This is a genomic window from Lactobacillus sp. CA30L, from assembly GCF_059900845.1.
The window spans coordinates 467492-485645 of the sequence record NZ_JBWXGB010000001.1 but is presented as its reverse complement, the minus strand read 5'-3'; the positions used below and the strand labels follow the sequence as shown (position 1 = coordinate 485645).

Here is an 18154-nt window from a genome sequence, read left to right as displayed (position 1 = left end):
TAAGATTTACTAATAACAGAAGGCAATTAAAATGAATTATGATCACTTGGCCGTTTTTGTTAATTTGGCAGAAACACTGAATTTTTCTCGTACTGCCCTGCAGATGAATTTATCCCAGTCTGCAGTCTCCCAGACTATTTTGGCAATGGAAAAAGAACTGCACTTTTTATTGTTTTACCGGACCCGAAAGCAGGTTAAACTGACGGAAAGCGGTGCAGACTTTTATCGTTCGATAAAGCCGCTATTAAACCTCTACAATAAATCGGTTCAAAATGCGCAGCAAATAGCGCGCAGAAGAGAAAACGACCTGACCATTGGCTACAGCGGAACGCCGTATGAAATTTTGCTGCTTCCTAAAATTATCAAAAAATATCAACACGACAAGGCAGATAATTGCCCCATTATTTATTTGGAAAATTTTGCTCACAATGATTTAAAGAACCATTTATTAAATGGCGACTGCGATATTATTTTCACAATGCCGGACATTGTTGCCAAGGAAGATAACATTCGGTACATGGACTTGGTGGAGGGCAAGTACTGTGCGACTTTTTTGGGAACAGCTGATACTGAAGGAGCGCCCTTAAAATTAAGTGAACTGCGGGACCACCGCTTGATTTTTCTTGATAGTCAGTGGTGCCCACCATCACAAAACGAATTGCAAAAGGCGATTACAAGGACAATTAAGGATGTGAGTCTCGTTTATTCAAACAACATACTCAATTCGCACGTTATGATCCAGGCTGGCCTAGGAGTTGGCATCTGGGCTAATTTTGTTTCCACTTCTGACAAGCAAAATGAATACAGCATCCCCTTAGATTACCCCGTTAAACCACATTATGGCATAGCCGTGCTTGCTTACGAAAAGACTGAGACAGCGCAGGCTTTTGCTGGGTGGCTAAAGAAAAATTATGAATTTTTGGCATAAGCAGGCAAGTCCGTTTATGCTAAAATTGCTTGACAAGTTATTAATTAATAATTAAAATAATTCTAATATTTATTGGCGTTGAAGAGAAGAGTAAGATTGCACGTAGCGCGCTAGAGAGTCCTGGTGCTGAGAACGGACCGTGATGGCAGTCTGAAAGTAGCTCGGAGCTATCTGGTGAAAAATAGGAGTAGCCAGTACTGGTAGCACCCATTATCGTGCAAGCGTATCGCAGCAGCTGTACGTGCAGTGACCGTAGTTTAACCTGCGGTAAATGAGGTGGTACCGTGCCTAAAGCACCCTTGAGTGAAATCAAGGGTGCTTTTTAATAGCATGGGCATTTGGCAAATTGCCATTTTGCTGAGTAATGAAAGGATTATTCTTATGGATGAAACAAAGTTGGACTTGAACACGAAACCACTAACATGGAGGCAGTACATTGTAGTTGCCTCGCTCTTGTTTGGGCTGTTTTTTGGGGCGGGCAACCTGATATTTCCAATCCACTTGGGCCAAATGGCTGGCGCCAACTGGGTAGCGGCCACGCTGGGCTTCTTGCTTACGGCGGTGCTTCTGCCCCTACTGGCGGTTTTGGCAATCAGCACCAGTCACGCTAAGGGCGTATACGACATCGGCCGCCCCCTGGGCAGAAGTTTCGCCTTGGCCTTCATGGTTTTGATTCACCTGACGCTGGGCCCGCTGTTTGCTACGCCGCGGACGGCCAGCATTTCTTTTTCCGTCGGCCTCCAGCCCGTACTGCCGGCAAATCTTACCAAACCGGCCCTGCTGCTTTTTTCGGCCCTTTTCTTCATTGCAGCGCTCGCGGTTTCCTATCAGCAATCGACCATTTTGGCTAGCGTGGGCCGAATATTAAACCCAATATTTTTGCTTTTGCTCTTTTTTGTCTTTCTGCTGGCTTCTCTTGCCCCGATGGGTGCCGCAAAAATGCAGCCGGTCACTGCCGCTTACCAGGGCGCATCCTTTTTTAACGGCTTCCTGCAGGGCTACAACACGATGGATGCCTTGGCCGGTCTGGCCTTTGGCTACACGATTGTGTCGGCGGTGCGCCAACTAGGCAAAACCACGGCTAAAAGCAACGCCAAGGTCACGGCAATTGCCGGCATCCTTGCCACGGGGGCAATCGGGGTTATTTACGTTATCTTAATCTGGCTTGGTGCAACGACGCTCAACCACTTCAAGATATCGCCGGAAGGCGGCACCGCTTTTAACCAGATTGTGACGTACTACCTGGGTGGCTTTGGGCACGCGCTCCTTGCAACGCTGGTGACACTGACGTGCCTAACGACGGCGGTGGGGCTCTTGGCCGCCTTTGCGCAGGACTTCCACCGCAGTTTTAGCAAAGTCAGCTACCACACGTGGCTCGTCTTGATGACCGGCGCGTCCTTCATAACCGCTAACTTCGGCCTTGATACGATTATTACCTGGTCGACCCCGATGCTAATGTTTCTATACCCGATTGCAATCGTGCTGATCATCCTGTCGATTGGCGGCTCGCTCTTCGGTCACGATCCGCTAGTCTACTACTGGGGAGTGGGGTTGACCGCAATCCCAGCGGTTTTGGATCTGTTTGCATCTTTCCCGCCGGTTATTAGTCGGACTTCCTGGGCACTGCAACTGCGGACGTTTCAGGTCAACGTCCTGCCCTTTGCCAGAATTGGCCTTGACTGGATTATTCCCGCACTTGTCGGCCTTGCAATTGGATTAGTGCTGCATTTTTGCCATGGCAGGCAAGCGGAGAAGGCATAGCCGTGCCTGATAATATAGTTTTAGTTTTGAGCCTCTTCATTGACATTGACCACTGATCAAAGTAGATTAAAGTAAAGAGTAATCGCTGATAACTGATTGGACCTGATTAAAGTGAATAAATGGGAAATGGGAAACAAACAGAATAATAGCAATCTCCAGCCGGCAAAGCATGATGCGGAAATGAAGATGGACCATGGCGCTATGCCTGCGATGGACGGCCAGGACATGATGGAGCATGGCGGCCGCATGATGCACATGGGCAACTTGAAACAAAAGTTCTGGGTTTCGCTAATTTTGTCCCTGCCGATTCTCTTCTTATCACCGGCAATGGGCGTTCACTTGCCCTTCCAGTTTTCTTTTCCGGGTGCGGAATGGGTGGTCATGATTTTTGCGACCATTTTGTTTTTATATGGTGGCGGACCCTTTTTCAAGGGCACTGTTGCCGAATTAAAGCAGAAAAAGCCGGAAATGATGACCCTTATTTCCCTGGGCATCACAACCGCCTATGTTTATAGTCTTTACGCCTTTATCCACAACAACCTGCTGCACGGCAGCAATCACATCATGGATTTTTTCTGGGAACTGGCAACCTTGATCCTGATCATGCTTTTGGGACACTGGATTGAAATGAATTCTGTAATGGCGGCCAACAGCTCGGTGCACGACCTGGCTAAGTTGCTGCCGGACAAGGTGCACGTTCAAAGTGGAAAGCAAACCAGCGATGTTCCCGTCAACGACGTTCGGGCGGGAGCAATTATTCAAGTTAAGCCGGGAGAAAGCATTCCTTTAGACGGCGTAGTGCTGTGTGGCAGCAGTCAGGTTAACGAGTCATTAGTGACGGGTGAGGCGCAGTCAGTTGCCCGCAAGGAAAACGACAAAGTAATTGGCGGCTCGATCAACGGTGCGGGTCTACTCACCGTGAAGGTCTCTAGTGCTGCCGGCTCGGGCTTTTTGGCAAGCGTCAATAAGCTGGTCCAGTCGTCGCAAATGGCTAAGTCGCAGCTGCAAAATCTGGCGGACCGTGTTTCGGGCTGGTTGTTCTACGCTGCGCTGGTTGTGGGAATTATTGCCCTAATCGTTTGGACGGCCGCAAGCGGGATTGCCGGTGGTCTTGAGCGGATGGTCACGGTGCTGGTGATCGCCTGTCCGCACGCCTTGGGGCTTGCAATTCCGCTTGTCAATGCCAAGAGCACGGCTCTGGGGGCACGGCACGGGCTGCTAATCAGGAACCGGAACGTAATCAGTGCCAGTCCCAAAATCAATTACCTGCTGCTTGATAAGACGGGCACGCTGACGGCCGGCAAGTTTCAGGTCCGTGGGTGTGCCAGTCTGGACAACACCGTTTCTGATGAAGCCGTTCTCGGTCTAATTGCAACGCTCGAGCAGGATTCAACGCACCCCATTGCACAGAGCATCCTCCAGTATGCCCGGGAAAAGCGGGTCGCATTTTTGCCTATTTCTGCCGCTAAAAATCTGGCGGGACAAGGAGTAGTAGGGACAATAGGCGGACAGTCCTACCAACTGGTTAGTGAACGGGCAGCGCGTGCACAAGTGGCGGATTTTCCGCACGTAGAAACGCAGGGCTACACGGTCAGCTACCTCCTGCGCGGTGCGCACGTCTTAGGCTACGTTGAAGTGGGGGACCAAGTCAAATCGTCCGCAGCCGCCCTGGTTAAGCAGATTAAGCAGCGGAACATCACGCCCGTCATGCTCACGGGCGACAACAAGAGCGTGGCCCACCGCATTGCAGAAGAAGTGGGCATAACGGATGTATATGCGGAACTAATGCCCCAAGATAAGGAAAAAATTGTGGCGAAACTGCAAAATGCGGGCAACAAGGTAATGATGGTGGGCGATGGCATCAACGATGCACCGAGTTTGGCCCGCGCCGATATCGGCGTTGCCATCGGGGCAGGTACCGACGTGGCGATTGATTCCGCCGATGTTGTGCTGGTCAACAGCAACCCTACCGACGTCATTAGTTTCCTCAACCTGGCCCAGGCCACCGATAAAAAAACCGTGCAGAATTTGTTGTGGGGTGCAGGCTACAACATTGTTGCCCTGCCCCTAGCCGCGGGTCTGCTGGCGCCTCTGGGCATAACCTTTACTCCCGCTGTCGGCGCGCTCTTAATGTCGCTGTCGACCGTTATTGTGGCAATCAACGCTGAGACGCTGAAAATGTGAGACCAGACAAGCTAAAAAAGCACTTTTCGGAGTGCTTTTTATTTGGGAAAAAGTTGGCTAATTGTTTTAAATAATTAAATAAATACGTATTTTTTTAAAATATTGAAGAAAAAGTAAAAAAACGGTATCATTAACTCAAGATGTCAATTGATCATCGATTGCAAGCAAAAATCATTGTTGACGTAAAAGGAGATTCACTATGACAAAAGAAGAATACCGAATTGAAAGCGATACGATCGGCCCCGTTAAGATTCCCAAGGATGCTCTGTGGGGTCCACAAACGGAAAGAAGCCGCAACAACTTTCCCAGCGGCGAATTGATGCCGCTGGCGATTATCAGGGCCTTCCTGCAGCTGAAGAAGGCAGCGGCCGAATCAAACGTCGAGGTGGGCGACGAACCAGAAGAAAAGGGGCGTGCGATTGAGGATGCAATCGACCAGCTTTTGAAGCTGAGCGACAAAGAACTGCGTCGTGATTTTCCCCTGCACGTTCTGCAAACCGGTTCAGGCACCCAGAGCAACATGAATGTCAACGAGGTAGTCGCAAACCTGGCCAATAAGCTGCACCCGGGTCTCAACGTTTTGCCCAACGATGACGTCAACCGGGGCCAATCCTCAAACGACACGTACCCGACTGTCATGAACATTGTGGCGGTTGAAGCACTCGACAAACTGGAACCGGCCGTTCAGCACCTGATCGATGAACTAAAGGTCAAGCAGGACCAATACTGGCGGACCGTTAAGGTGGGACGGACGCACCTGCAGGATGCGACGCCGATTACTTTTGGCCAGGAAATTTCCGGCTACATCTCCGCGTTGAAGCATGACCTTTCCTACCTCAAGCAGCTGAAACCAACTCTGTACGAGCTGGCTATCGGTGGTACTGCCGTCGGTACCGGTCTTAACGCGGCACCGGGCATGACGGAAAAAATCGCCGGCAAGCTCTCCCTCATTTATGGTCACGAGTTCCAGGTTAAAACGAACAAGTTCTGGGGCTTGGCCCACCATTCTGGGCTTGACGTGGTCCACGGCGCACTGAAGACCCTGGCTGCAGACATGTTCAAGATTGCCCAGGATATTCGTTTCCTGGCCTCGGGTCCGCGTGCCGGCTACCACGAACTGAACATTCCGGCTAACGAACCCGGTTCTTCCATCATGCCGGGCAAGGTCAACCCGACCCAGGCGGAAGCCGTAACCATGGCGGCGGCCAAGGTCTTTGGCAACGACACAACGATCACCTTCACCGCCTCGCAGGGCAACTTTGAGATGAACGTGTTTAAGACGGTCATGATTTCTGCGTTCCTGGATTCGTGCACGATTTTGACGGGGACAATTACCGGTTTTGCTGATAAAATGATTGCAGGGTTAACGGTTGACTCAGAAAAAATGAACGATCTTTTGAATGATTCGTTGATGACTGTGACCGCACTTTCGCCGCACATTGGCTACCATGATGCCGCTAAAATCGCCCAGGCTGCCGATAAGGAGGGCACAACGCTGAAGGAGGCGGCTCTAAAGAGCGGCAAGGTAACCGCAAAGCAGTACGACGAGTGGATGGATTACATGCAGATGACCAACGTTGACCGGACAGAACCGGAAGAATAGAAATAGGAGAGAATTAACTGATGGCAAAATTTGTCTTTACGCCGAATAAGGGTTCGGAGATTGAAAGTAGTTACGATGCTGTAATTGTCGGTGCTGGTGGTGCCGGCCTGACCGCAGCCATTCAGGCAAACGAGTTGGGGCTCAAGGTTGCTGTTTTTGAAAAAAACAAGGAACTCGGCGGCAATACCAACCGCGCATCGTCCGGCATGAACGCATCCGAAAGCCTGGTGCAGCTAAAAGAGGGCATCATTGACGATAAGGAGAGCTTCTATAAGGAAACGCTGCAGGGCGGCGGCCTCATGAATGACCGCGAACTGCTGCGCTACTTCGTTGATCATTCTGCGCTTGCCGTCGACTGGCTGGCCGACCACGGGATTGAATTGACCAACCTGACCATTACGGGTGGGATGAGCAAGAAGCGCGCCCACCGCCCGGCATCGATGGCACCGGTCGGTAATTACCTGGTAACCGGGGCGCTGCAGCAGGTGCAGGAGGAAAATATTCCGGTTTTCAACGAGTGCAAGGTAACCAAGCTGATTCAAGGTGCCGACCAGAGGGTAACCGGGGTCGAAGTTGAATCTGCCGCGGGCGTTAAAAGGATAGCGACCAAAGCAGTGCTGCTTGCCACCGGCGGCTTTGGTTCTTCAAAGGAACTGATCAAGAAGTACCGGCCGGACCTGGCAGACTACAAGACCACCAACCAGCCGGGCGCAACCGGCGATGGGCTCAAGCTGGCCAGTCAGATTGATGCACAGCTTGAGCAGATGGACTTCATCCAGGTGCACCCGACGGCCCAGACGGATACGGACCACGTCTACCTCATCGGTGAGGGCCTGCGTGGAGAGGGCGCCATCCTGGTCAATAAGGCGGGCAAGCGTTTTGTGAATGAGATGGACACGCGCAAGATTGTTTCCGGTGCGATTAACGACCTGCACGAAAATGGTGCCTACCTGATTTTTGACCAGGGCATCCGTGCAAACTTTACTGCAGTTGAGTTTTACGACCACGTTGGCTTGGTTAAGCACGGTGATTCCATTGAAGACCTCGCCCGGACGCTGGGCGTTGACGGGGAAAACCTGAACGCGACGGTGAAGACCTGGAACGCTGCTGTAAAAAGCAAAAATGACGGCGAATTTGACCGCACAACGGGGATGGACCGCGAAATTGCACAGGGCCCCTTCTTCGCCATTCACATCAATCCGGCGATCCACTACACGATGGGGGGAATTCACATCAACCCCAAGACCGAGGTCCTGGACACTGACGGCAAGGTCATTAAGGGACTGTATGCGGCCGGTGAGGTTTCTGGCGGCTTGCACGGAAATAACCGCATCGGCGGCAACTCGATTGCCGAGACGGTTGTCTTTGGTCGCCAGGCCGGTATTCAGATGACGGCTTTTATTCGCGCGCTTAACGCTTAGCATGGCATTTAACTTTTGAAAAAAACGCATGGACAGCAGATCCATGCGTTTTTCTTTGTCTAAATACAAGTGCTTTTTGCAAAGTAAGAGTAGCTTTTAACTTTTAAAATTTTAAAAAATAAAATATTTATTTTAAATATTGCAAAAAAGTAGAATAAATTTTATAATTACTTGTGTAAAGAATTACAAATTATCAAAATTTTAGGGAGGAATTTAAATTATGAATAGAAAAGTATTGCTTGTCGGCGACGGTGCTGTTGGATCAACCTTCGCTAACGATCTCCTGATGCGGACACGGGTTGATGAACTGATTATCGCCGACGTGGTCAAGCAGCGTCCGGTAGGTGATTCAATGGACCTGGAAGACATCACGCCGTTTGCTGGCGAATGCAACATTCACCCGGGCGAATATGCTGATGCTAAAGACGCCGACGTGGTTGTCATCACGGCGGGCGTTCCGCGCAAGCCCGGCGAGACCAGACTGGACCTGGTCAACAAGAACGTCGGGATTTTGAAGAGCATCGTGCAGCCGGTTGTTGATTCGGGCTTTGACGGGATCTTCGTCGTTTCTGCCAACCCGGTGGACATCCTGACAACTTTGACGCAAAAATTATCGGGCTTTCCTAAGAACAAGGTAATTGGCACGGGCACCTCGCTTGATTCGGCCCGTCTCCAGGTTGAGTTGGCCCACAAGCTGCAGGTTCCCGTTGCGTCCGTCAACTCGATGGTTCTGGGCGAGCACGGCGACACTTCCTTTGAAAACTTCGACGAATCGACCGTTGCGGGCAAGGCACTGCACGCCTACGATGCAATTAATGATGAGGTTTTAAGCGAGATTGAAGCCGATATCCGCCAAAAGGGCGGCAGGATTATCGAAAACAAGGGCGCAACCTTCTATGGTATTGCAATGATGCTAAGCCAAATCGTGAGCGCAATTTTGGACAATCGTTCCGTAGTTCTGCCGCTGTCCGCACCGATTGCCGGCGAGTACGGCATTAAGCACGACTTGTACCTGGGAACGCCTACGGCAATCGATGGCACGGGCATCAGCCACGTGATTGAGGCCCAGTTGTCAGATGATGAAATAGAAAAAATGCACAATTCTGCAGACAAGATGCAGGAAGTTATCGCGGATATTAATTTAGACTAAAAAGAAGGCAATAGGATATGCAAGTTGGTAAGCGAATCTATTTAAAAAGGAATATTCCGGAACAAAAGGTTATTGACGCATACAGGGAACTGCCCGCGTCCAATATCGCTGACTGTATGCATAGGACGGGGGCGATGGCCACGCGCATCAAGCTGATGTCGAAGCCGCAAAGAGAAATGAGCGGTCCCGCCTTCACGGTTCATAATCGGCCCGGTGACAACCTGACAATCTATGCGGCCCTAAAATACTGTCACGCGGGCGACGTCATTGTGATTGACAACGAGGGCGACAATACGCGTGCGGTTATTGGCGAGGTAATGCTGACCTGGCTCCGTGACCAGAGGCACGTGGCCGGTGTGGTGGTTGACGGACCAATGCGGGATATTGACAGTCTGCAGGACTGGGATCTTCCCATCTACGCCGTTTCAACCACGCCAAACGGTCCGTACAAGGAGGGCCCGGGTGAACTCAACGTGCCTGTTCCCTGCGGCGGAATTACCGTCAACCCCGGCGACCTCATTGTGGGCGATACCGACGGTGTTGTCCGGGTTGCCCGTGAACAAGCAGCCGCTCTTTTGCCCACTGTACAGGAATATAACATTGCGGATAACGCCAAGGCAGCCAGTTTTCACGATGGCACCGGCAATATTGATTGGGTTGATGCCGCACTTAAGGAGAAGGACTACAACATAATTGACGATTTTTATCGCCTGAATGACTAGGGGTACAATTATGAAGAAGTTAGAAAAGGTAAATTATCGGGGCTTTATCTTCCCCGTGCTTATCGGTCTGGTACTATGGTGCATCACGCCGTGGCGGCCCGCCGGGCTATCTGTCCCGGCCTGGGAAATGTTTGCGATATTTGTTGCAACAATTGTCGGCTGCATTACCAAACCGCTGCCAATCGGCGGTACAACGCTAATCGGCTTGATAACGACAGTTTTGGTTGGCCTGGCGCCCATTAAGGACGAGGTCAACCCCAAAACTGGCGCAGTAACGTCAGGCATTCTGAGTGCATTTAGCAACTCAGCGGCTTGGCTGATTGCGATGGCCTTTATTATGGCTTACGGCATCAGCAAGACCGGCTTGGGCAACCGGATTGCCTACTGGATGATTAGACGGTTTGGCAAGCGGTCAATGGGCATCGGTTATGCGCTCACCGGCTTAGAACTGATTTTGGGCGCTTTGATTCCATCAAACAGTGCGCGAACAGGCGGGGTTGTGTGGCCAATCACGGAATCAATTGCACATGACTATGACTCCCTGCCAAATGATCCATCACGCAAGAAGATTGGTGCTTATTTAAGTTTTATTGCTTTCCACGCCAACATCCTCTCGACGGCCCTGTTTATTACTGGTGCTGCCCCCAACATGGTGGCCTCACAAATGGCGGCGCAAAAAGGGTATACGATGAGCTGGATCAGCTGGTTTTCAGCCGCGATAGTGCCTGTGCTGGTTGCTACGATTGTGATTCCGCTGGTTATTTATAAGCTCTTTCCGCCTGAAATTAAGGAAACGCCCAATGCGCGGAAGTGGGCCGACGACCAGCTGAATGCGATGGGTCCGGTGACCAAGCCCGAAAAAATCATGGCGATCGTCTTCCTGTTTGCAATCATTCTCTGGGTGCTTTCCGGGGTCATCAAGATTCCGCAACTTGATTCGACCTTTGTTGCCTTTTTGGCAGTGGGCTTATTGCTATTGACCGGCGTTTTGACAATGCAGGATGCGCTCAAGCAAACGGGGGCGTGGAATATTTTGATCTGGCTCTCCATTCTGGTGTTCATGGCCGGAAAACTGCTTTCGTTTGGTTTTATTGACTGGTTCTCTAAGTCGATTCAAAGCGGTCTGCATGGAATCAGCTGGGAAATCGTCCTGCTCGTGCTGGTGGTCCTCATGTTTTACACGCACTACTTCTTCGCGAGCGGCACGGCCCACATGACGGCCTTGTACCTGCCATTCTTGTCGGTCGCAGTTGCTACGGGTGCACCGCTTGCTTTAGCCGCAATGCTCCTGGCCTTTACCGGCGCCGTCAACGCTTCAACCACGCACTATGCCAACGGTCCGGCTTCAATTCTCGCTACTACCGGCTACATCAAGCAGGGTGAATGGTGGAAATTAAACTTTATCTTGGGCATTATTTACCTCCTGATTTTTGGCATAATCGGAAGTTTGTGGATGAAAGTCATTGGCATGTGGTAAATGATTCACCAAGCTGATTTCATAGCTAATGACGGCGTAAGGCTGCATTATTACGATACTCAGTCCGCAAAGCAGCCCCTGGTCATGCTTCCCGGCATCGGCAGTTCCGCCCAGCTGTGGAGAAAAAGCATCGCGCTTTTCAGTAGCAAATTCCGTGTTGTGGTGCTTGATCCGCGCAACCAAGGGCGCTCGGAACGCACGTATAAGGGCCAGCGCATTAGCAGGCATGCGGCTGATCTTGAGCAAGTTATGCAAAGATTGAAATTGACCAACGCAATCGGCATTGGCAATTCAATGGGTGCCGCCAATTTATGGGCGTACCTTTCCCTTTACGGTGCAGACCGTTTTCAGGCTCTGGTTGACCTAGACCAGCCACCGAAGATGGTTGCAGACCAAACGTGGCCGTTTGGGTTTAAGGATTTGACCTGGGCGAATTTTCCGGATTACCTCAAGTTCGACTTGGGAAACGGCATGTATGCCCATATTGATGACGAAATGTTTAAACGGGCCAAAGAGGAAGCACGCAAGTACCCGTATTCGCCTGAAGGCAACTACCTCTGCCGGGTCAACCACGCGGCGCAGGATTGGCGGGATGTTTTAGTCGATTTGAAGATTCCCATGCTGGTCTTAGCGGGAGAAAATTCCCCTTTCTTTGATTATCATTTTGCTTTTGCAATGAGCAAACTAAATCCGAAAATCAAGGCAAGAATCATCCCGCACTGCGGGCACTTGGTGCAGGCGGAACAGCCCCAAATCATGCATGATGAAGTGATGAGCTTTTTTGCCGCACTTCCACCGGCTTAACTCAGAAAGGATGTGACCAAATGGATAAAGTTGTCGACCTTTATTTAGGTAATACCCTAACACGAAAGAAGTGGCATGATTTTCTGCTTGACCTGGGCATTGCAAATTTTAGCCCGCGCGAAGTCGATGCAATCGACCATACGCTAGGCCTAATTGATGATAGTGGCAAGCTGGTTGCAACTGGCAGCATTGCCGGCAACGTCTTTAAGTACATCGCGGTTTGCAATCAGGGGGCGGTGCCCGGTGCGCGCTTCAACCAAATAGTGACGGCCCTGCAGCAGTACCTGTTCAGTCAAAAGATTTTCCACCACTTTGTCTTTACTAAGCCCCAGTATGCCGCCAGCTTTAGTCACCTGGGCTTCACCGTGCTAGCCCAGACCAGCGACGCGGCCTTTCTGGAAGCTGGCAGCCCCAACGTGAACGATTTTTTGGCATCCGTGCCCCAAGTCGAGGACCAGGAAAATAAGAAGGTGGCTGCAATCGTCATGAACGCCAACCCGTTTACCCTGGGGCACCGGCGCCTGGTTGAACTGGCTAGCCGGGAAAACGACCTGCTGTATGTCTTTGTCGTGGCAACCGACGCCTCGCTCTTCAAGACGAGCGAACGGATGCAGCTGGTTCAGGCCGGAACCGCCGACCTGAAGAATGTGGCAGTGGTCAACGGCGGCGACTACATGGTTTCGCAGTCGACCTTTCCGGCCTACTTCCTGAAGTCGCCCGATGACCTAATCAAGACGCAGACCGAGGTGGATGCACGCGTCTTTAAAAACTTCATTGCACCTGCTTTAGCAATCAAGCGGCGTTATGTGGGGACAGAACCATTTTCACGAACAACTAATTTCTATAACCAAAGTCTGGTTAACACGTTAAGTCCCGCAATCGCCGTCCAAATTGTTGAACGCTTCGGCAATGATGGCCAAGTAATCACGGCTACGCGCGTCCGGCAGCTGCTCAAAGAAGACAACCTGACGGCAATAAGACCGCTAGTGCCGCTTGCCACCATGCAGTTTATAATAGATAACAAGCAAAAGTTGCAAGAACGAATCAAGGAAGGAATGAATATTAATGGAAATTAAAACTATTGGTGTCGCAGGCACCCTGGAATCATCCGATATCCAGGTCATGATCTCAAAGGGAACCGAGGGAATTCAGATTGACCTGGACTCTGAGGTTGCCAAGGCCTACGGTGAGCAAATCAAAAAGGTCATTGCCACTACGCTGGGCAACTTTGGCATCAAGGATGCTAACGTCAAGGCCACCGATAAGGGTGCGCTTGACTGCGTCATTGCCGCACGCAGCTTGGCTGCTGCCCAGAGGGCTACTGGAACTGAAAATGAACCAAAATTGGAGGTACTGCAATAAATGACTTACGTAAAAAATCGTCTGCGGCGGACAATGATGTTTGTTCCCGGCAATAACCCCGCGATGATTAAGGATGCCGGGATATACGGTGCAGATTCAATCATGCTTGACTTAGAAGACGCGGTTTCGCTGACCGAAAAGGATGCGGCAAGGCTGCTCGTTTATAACGCAATCAAAACAGTGGACTTCGGCGGAGCAGAAATCGTGGTGCGCATCAACGGCCAGGACACGCCCTTTTATGATGAGGATGTCAAGGCAATGGTGAAGGCGGGCGTCGACGTTATCCGTCTGCCCAAGACCGAGTCGGCCGCGATGATTGCAAAGCTGGTCAAAGACATGGAAAAAGCCGAGGAAGAATACGGCGTAGAAAAAGGCTCAATTGGGGTGATGGCTGCCATTGAAAGTGCCAAGGGTGTTTTAAACGCGCCTGAAATTGCCACCGCCAGTTCGCTCATGATGGGCTTAGCCGTGTCCGGTGAGGATTATACCGCCGACATGCACACCCACCGCTACCCCGATGGCCGTGAACTGGAATTTGCGCGCAACATGGTTTTGCAGGCGGCCCGGGCAGCCGATGTATACGCGTTTGACACGGTCTTTTCTAACATGAACGACACCGACGGCTTCTACCGTGAGACCCGCTACATCCACGAATTGGGCTACGATGGCAAGTCGCTGCTCAACCCGCGGCAAATCCCGATGGTCAACGAGGTCTTCAACCCGACAAAGGAGGAGATTGAGGACGCCGCGGCCGTGCAGAATGCCATTCGTGAAGCCAAGGCCAAGGGCTCTGGCGTTATCTCGATGAACGGCAAGATGGTCGACAAGCCGGTCGTTGAAAAGGCCGACCGCGTCATTGAAACCGCGAAAGCTTCAAACCTGATTGATGAGGAGGGCAATTACATTGGAAAATAACGTAAACCGCACATTACCGGAAGAGTTAATGTCAAAGATGGGTCTTAGACCCTTTAAAAGCGTGGATGTAGGGCAGCCAGTGGTTCAACGGGTGGCCCCTAAGGTTTCCGTAACAACCGGTGAAAACAAGGTGGTTGACTCCTTAGAAGATGTCATTAAGAAAACCCTGAAGGATGGAATGACGATTTCGTTTCACCACCACTTCAGAAACGGCGACTTTGCCTTTAACAAGGTAATGGACCTAATCATCAAGCTAGGCTATAAAAATTTGACCCTTGCGCCCTCCTCGCTGACCGGCGTCATGAACGACAAGGTGATTGAGGCGATTAAGAAGGGGGTCGTGACCAATATTACCTCATCCGGAATGCGGGGCAGCCTGGGCGACTTTGTTTCCCACGGTGGACTCGAGCAGCCGGTGATTTTCCGTTCTCACGGCAACCGTGCGCGGTCAATTGAGGAAGGCGAAATCAAAATTGATGTTGCCTTCCTGGGTGTGCCGGTAGCGGATCCGGCCGGAAATGCAAACGGTCAAGACGGTGAGGCCGTATTTGGCTCACTGGGCTATGCCCTAATCGATGCCCAGTATGCGGACAAGGTTGTCCTGTTGACTGATAATATTGTCGACTATCCTAATACGCCGGCTTCAATCAAGCAAACCCAGGTGGACTACGTTGTAAAAGTTGACCGCATTGGGGATTCAGACAAGATTGGCTCCGGTGCCACTCGTTTTACCAAGGATCCTAAGGAATTGAAGATTGCCCAGATGGTCAATCAGGTGATCACCAACTCGCCTTATTACAAGGAGGGCTTCTCCTTCCAGACCGGTTCCGGTGGCGCAGCACTTGCGGTAACCCGCTACTTGCGGCAATCCATGCTTGACGATGGAATAACTGCATCGTTTGCCCTGGGTGGAATTACCAAGCCTACAACCGATCTGCTTGAAGAGGGCCTGGTAAAGAAGATTATGGATGTGCAGGACTTCGATAAGGGTGCGGCTTCTTCCATGGCCAAGAACAAGGACCAACAGGAGATTGACGCGTCCTGGTATGCGGACCCGCATAACAAGGGTGCCGTTGTGAACAAGCTGGACGTTGCGATTCTCTCGGCCCTCCAAATTGATACTAACTTCAACGTTAACGTCATGACGGGCTCCGATGGCATCATTAGGGGCGCAATCGGTGGGCACCAGGATGCCGCTTCTGCAAAGATGACGATTATTACCGCACCCCTTGTGCGCGGGCGCAATGCGACGGTTGTTCCGGCCGTTGAAACGGTTGTGACGCCGGGTGCTTCCGTCGACGTTTTGGTTACTGAACGCGGGATTGCAATCAATCCTGACCGCCCCGATCTGCTTGCGGCCTTCAGCAAGATTCCTGATTTGAAGATTGTTGACATTAAAGAGCTGCAAAAGATGGCAGAAGAGCAAGTTGGCGTGCCAAAGCCGCTAGAATATACAGACCGCACGGTGGCACTAATCCAATACCGTGATGGTACGATTATTGACACAATCAAAGAGGTTAAAGACTAGCGCGAAATAAAAAAATTATGCAAAAAAGCGTGAAAATAAGTTTAAGACTTGTTTTCACGCTTTTTAGTCAGCATAATTTAAGGGAAAGGATGATTTGATGGTTAAATCAATTTTTACAGAGGGCAAGAGAGTCGGAATCGATGCGGTACTGGCTGACAAGGACGAACGCGTCAGAAAACAGCGGCAGCTTTTCCAGACTTTTCCCGGTGCAGTGCTTTTAGACGTCAAGCTGAATGTTCCCGGACCAGTTAAAAACAACCGCTTCATCAGGCGCCTGTTTGCCGCCGGTGCCGCCGACTTAGAAGGCATGCTCAAAAAGGGGGGCATGGCTTTTGACGTGGCCGAGAGCTGGGACCGGCCGACCGGCTGCGAGAAATTTTACGTGCTCAAAGAAAACAGCAGGCGGGTCAAGGAACTCGCGATGTCCTTTGAGGATTCTACGGTCTGGGGCCGCCTGTTTGACGCCGACGTCTTGGTGCAGAAAAATAAGCAGGCCATCTCCCGCAAGGAGCTCAATCTTCCCTTGCGCAAATGCTTTTTGTGTGAACGCGCGGCCAAGGATTGTGCCCGCTCGCGCCGCCATTCGGTCGCGCAGCTGCAGGACTACATCAGCGCCCTGTACGCCCAAAACTTTAAGTAGTGCTTAGAGCATCTTGTTCTTGCGCAGGACTTGCTCGGCAATGCCGCTGGTGGTTATCAGGTGCGTAACGACGCCGCTTCTGAGCGCGCCGAGCAGGGCCTCTTCCTTGAAGCGGTTTTTAACGATTACGAAGCGGTCGGGGATGCGCATCACGTCGTCCATGCTGATGCCGCAGATGTGGGGCTCGATCGGTTTATAGAAGTTGCCCTTAATGTCGTAGGGCCGGCCAAAAATAATGCCGGCAATTTGGCTGCCGTCAACGTCGGATAGCAGCTTGTCTGCGTAGTGATCCATGAAGAACTGCCCCGATTCGAGCGCCTGCGCCGTACCGAGGCTGGCAAAGACCAGGTCGATTTGGGAAAAGTACTTTGCGATGTATTCGTAGTAGGGTTCGCTCTTGACGTCTTCGACCAGCTGCGGGTTGATTGCATACAGCGGGGCCGGAAAGGTCAGACACTTGGCGTTAAATTTATCCGCGGCGTGTTGTGTAAGCTGCTTTTTGCGCTTATTGGCGTTGACCGCCTGCCCGACCAGCTGAACGAAGGTCAGATTGTCTCGGTTGGTGACGGAAAAATTGTCGATGATGTCGCGCAGCAGGGTGCCCCAGGTTAAACCAATCACGTGCGCGGATTTGGCGTAGTTTTGAATCTGTTTGGCCGCGTAATTAACAATCATCTCGTTGTCCTGGTTTTTAGTTTCCAGGTCTTCCAGGATGTAGACGTCCTTGAGCTTAAAAAGCCGCTGCATCTCCTGCTCCAGCTTTTGCGCCCGTTTGGGACTCTGGTAGATGCTGATCTTGACGATTCCCTTGTTCCGGGCCTCCTCGATTGCCTTGGTAATGAGGTAGCGCGAAAGGTTATATTTCTTGGAAATGTCAGCAATATTGAGGTTGCTGAGGAAGTAGTCGTGAGCAATGTTGGCCAGTTGCTCGTCCGTTAATAATGTCATTGTTTTTGTCCTTATCTTTTCGTATACCCCAAATTATATCCTAAAATTATTCTTTAGTTTATAATTAAAGCAATACTCGACGGTGGTGCCGCTTTTTCAAAAAAATGCACGCTTGGTACTGGCAGATGGGCGGACACAAGCGCACGTTTTCAAGTCCTATTCAAGCAAATCGCAGAAGTGGCCTGCGGTAACCTTCTGCAGGTCGCTTGGTGCTAAAAAGACGCTGCGACCAACCTTGCCGCTGGAAACGGCGATTTTGCACTCCTCCTTCATGCTGGCGTCGAGGTAGATGGGGAAGCGGTGCTTAAAGTAGATCCCAATCGGCGTGTTGGCGCCGTGAACGTAGCCCGTGGTTTTTTCAAGATCCTTTAACGGTAGCATTTCACACTTCTTGTTGCCGGAATTTTGGGCCAGCTTTTTCATGCTGAGGTGCTCGGTAACGGGAATAACGCCGACCAGTACGCCGGTTTTGTTGCCCGTGCAGACGAGGGTTTTGTAGACCAAACGCTGATTCTCGTTTAAAATAGACGTATCCATCTGGGCAACTCCGCCGGCATCCTCATGGGTGGCGAACTGGGCGGATTCGTAAGAAATCTTGTCACGGTCCAGAATCTTTTCCACCAACGTTTTTTCAATGCGATTTTTCTTTTTTGACATATTATCACCTCCTTTCAATGATAGCATTTGATAAAAGAAAAACAAAAGGGGTCA

Annotated in this window: 16 protein-coding genes and 1 other annotated feature; of the genes, 14 read left to right on the top strand and 2 right to left on the bottom strand. The window is 51.0% G+C overall.

Annotated elements, in window-relative coordinates; translation table 11 throughout:
* Window positions 1–31 precede the first annotated feature (31 nt).
* From AC2JF8_RS02450 to citX, 14 genes are all read left to right on the top strand, one after another.
* Complete coding sequence (locus AC2JF8_RS02450; RefSeq protein WP_500760762.1) at window positions 32–928, top strand: LysR family transcriptional regulator; 897 nt, start codon at window positions 32–34, stop codon at window positions 926–928.
* 69 nt (window positions 929–997) lie between these two features.
* Window positions 998–1232: a binding site (T-box leader), on the top strand.
* A gap of 92 nt (window positions 1233–1324) precedes the next feature.
* Complete coding sequence (gene brnQ, locus AC2JF8_RS02445; RefSeq protein ID WP_500729094.1) at window positions 1325–2689, top strand: branched-chain amino acid transport system II carrier protein; 1365 nt, start codon at window positions 1325–1327, stop codon at window positions 2687–2689.
* A gap of 126 nt (window positions 2690–2815) precedes the next feature.
* Window positions 2816–4873, top strand: a complete 2058-nt coding sequence (locus AC2JF8_RS02440) for a copper-translocating P-type ATPase (RefSeq protein WP_500760854.1) — start codon at window positions 2816–2818, stop codon at window positions 4871–4873.
* A 199-nt stretch (window positions 4874–5072) separates the two neighbouring features.
* On the top strand, window positions 5073–6476 hold the full coding sequence (locus AC2JF8_RS02435; RefSeq protein ID WP_500728869.1) for a class II fumarate hydratase: 1404 nt from the start codon (window positions 5073–5075) through the stop codon (window positions 6474–6476).
* Window positions 6477–6496: 20 nt separating this feature from the next.
* On the top strand, window positions 6497–7897 hold the full coding sequence (locus AC2JF8_RS02430) for a flavocytochrome c (protein WP_500760759.1): 1401 nt from the start codon (window positions 6497–6499) through the stop codon (window positions 7895–7897).
* 220 nt (window positions 7898–8117) lie between these two features.
* Window positions 8118–9047: an L-lactate dehydrogenase gene (locus tag AC2JF8_RS02425; protein ID WP_500760756.1), complete on the top strand. Its 930-nt coding sequence runs from the start codon at window positions 8118–8120 to the stop codon at window positions 9045–9047.
* Window positions 9048–9064: 17 nt separating this feature from the next.
* Window positions 9065–9769, top strand: coding sequence for an RraA family protein (locus tag AC2JF8_RS02420; protein ID WP_500760752.1), 705 nt, complete (start codon window positions 9065–9067; stop codon window positions 9767–9769).
* Between the two features lie 10 nt (window positions 9770–9779).
* A complete protein-coding gene (locus AC2JF8_RS02415; protein WP_500760750.1) occupies window positions 9780–11246 on the top strand; it encodes a DASS family sodium-coupled anion symporter in 1467 nt (488 codons plus the stop codon).
* On the top strand, window positions 11247–12050 hold the full coding sequence (locus AC2JF8_RS02410; RefSeq protein ID WP_500728864.1) for an alpha/beta fold hydrolase: 804 nt from the start codon (window positions 11247–11249) through the stop codon (window positions 12048–12050).
* Window positions 12051–12070: 20 nt separating this feature from the next.
* Window positions 12071–13126 carry a [citrate (pro-3S)-lyase] ligase gene (citC, locus tag AC2JF8_RS02405; RefSeq protein ID WP_500760747.1) on the top strand — a complete coding sequence of 352 codons (1056 nt, stop codon included), beginning with the start codon at window positions 12071–12073 and terminating at the stop codon, window positions 13124–13126.
* Complete coding sequence (gene citD, locus AC2JF8_RS02400; RefSeq protein WP_500728862.1) at window positions 13116–13412, top strand: citrate lyase acyl carrier protein; 297 nt, start codon at window positions 13116–13118, stop codon at window positions 13410–13412. Before citC ends, citD begins: the two co-directional genes overlap by 11 nt.
* Window positions 13413–14327 (top strand): citrate (pro-3S)-lyase subunit beta, encoded by a 915-nt coding sequence (citE, locus tag AC2JF8_RS02395; protein ID WP_500728861.1) that lies wholly within the window; start codon window positions 13413–13415, stop codon window positions 14325–14327.
* A complete protein-coding gene (gene citF / locus AC2JF8_RS02390) occupies window positions 14317–15855 on the top strand; it encodes a citrate lyase subunit alpha (protein WP_500760745.1) in 1539 nt (512 codons plus the stop codon). The genes citE and citF overlap by 11 nt, the downstream gene beginning before the upstream one ends.
* Window positions 15856–15952: 97 nt before the next feature.
* A complete protein-coding gene (gene citX, locus AC2JF8_RS02385; RefSeq protein WP_500760743.1) occupies window positions 15953–16495 on the top strand; it encodes a citrate lyase holo-[acyl-carrier protein] synthase in 543 nt (180 codons plus the stop codon).
* A gap of 3 nt (window positions 16496–16498) precedes the next feature.
* Here the strand turns inward: citX and AC2JF8_RS02380 are convergent, their stop codons facing one another.
* Together AC2JF8_RS02380 and ybaK are read right to left on the bottom strand one after the other, a co-directional pair.
* Window positions 16499–17443, bottom strand: coding sequence for a sugar-binding transcriptional regulator (locus AC2JF8_RS02380; protein WP_500728858.1), 945 nt, complete (start codon window positions 17441–17443; stop codon window positions 16499–16501).
* 156 nt (window positions 17444–17599) lie between these two features.
* Window positions 17600–18100 carry a Cys-tRNA(Pro) deacylase gene (ybaK, locus tag AC2JF8_RS02375; RefSeq protein WP_500760741.1) on the bottom strand — a complete coding sequence of 167 codons (501 nt, stop codon included), beginning with the start codon at window positions 18098–18100 and terminating at the stop codon, window positions 17600–17602.
* Window positions 18101–18154 lie beyond the last annotated feature (54 nt).

Coding starts and splice junctions, on each gene's coding strand:
- AC2JF8_RS02410 (WP_500728864.1), top strand. CDS start 11,247: ATGATTCACCAAGCTGATTTCATAGCTAATGACGGCGTAAGGCTGCAT.
- AC2JF8_RS02415 (WP_500760750.1), top strand. CDS start 9,780: ATGAAGAAGTTAGAAAAGGTAAATTATCGGGGCTTTATCTTCCCCGTG.
- AC2JF8_RS02380 (WP_500728858.1), bottom strand. CDS start 17,443: ATGACATTATTAACGGACGAGCAACTGGCCAACATTGCTCACGACTAC.
- citD (WP_500728862.1), top strand. CDS start 13,116: ATGGAAATTAAAACTATTGGTGTCGCAGGCACCCTGGAATCATCCGAT.
- AC2JF8_RS02450 (WP_500760762.1), top strand. CDS start 32: ATGAATTATGATCACTTGGCCGTTTTTGTTAATTTGGCAGAAACACTG.
- AC2JF8_RS02440 (WP_500760854.1), top strand. CDS start 2,816: ATGGGAAACAAACAGAATAATAGCAATCTCCAGCCGGCAAAGCATGAT.
- AC2JF8_RS02425 (WP_500760756.1), top strand. CDS start 8,118: ATGAATAGAAAAGTATTGCTTGTCGGCGACGGTGCTGTTGGATCAACC.
- AC2JF8_RS02430 (WP_500760759.1), top strand. CDS start 6,497: ATGGCAAAATTTGTCTTTACGCCGAATAAGGGTTCGGAGATTGAAAGT.
- citX (WP_500760743.1), top strand. CDS start 15,953: ATGGTTAAATCAATTTTTACAGAGGGCAAGAGAGTCGGAATCGATGCG.
- ybaK (WP_500760741.1), bottom strand. CDS start 18,100: ATGTCAAAAAAGAAAAATCGCATTGAAAAAACGTTGGTGGAAAAGATT.
- citE (WP_500728861.1), top strand. CDS start 13,413: ATGACTTACGTAAAAAATCGTCTGCGGCGGACAATGATGTTTGTTCCC.
- AC2JF8_RS02435 (WP_500728869.1), top strand. CDS start 5,073: ATGACAAAAGAAGAATACCGAATTGAAAGCGATACGATCGGCCCCGTT.
- citC (WP_500760747.1), top strand. CDS start 12,071: ATGGATAAAGTTGTCGACCTTTATTTAGGTAATACCCTAACACGAAAG.
- AC2JF8_RS02420 (WP_500760752.1), top strand. CDS start 9,065: ATGCAAGTTGGTAAGCGAATCTATTTAAAAAGGAATATTCCGGAACAA.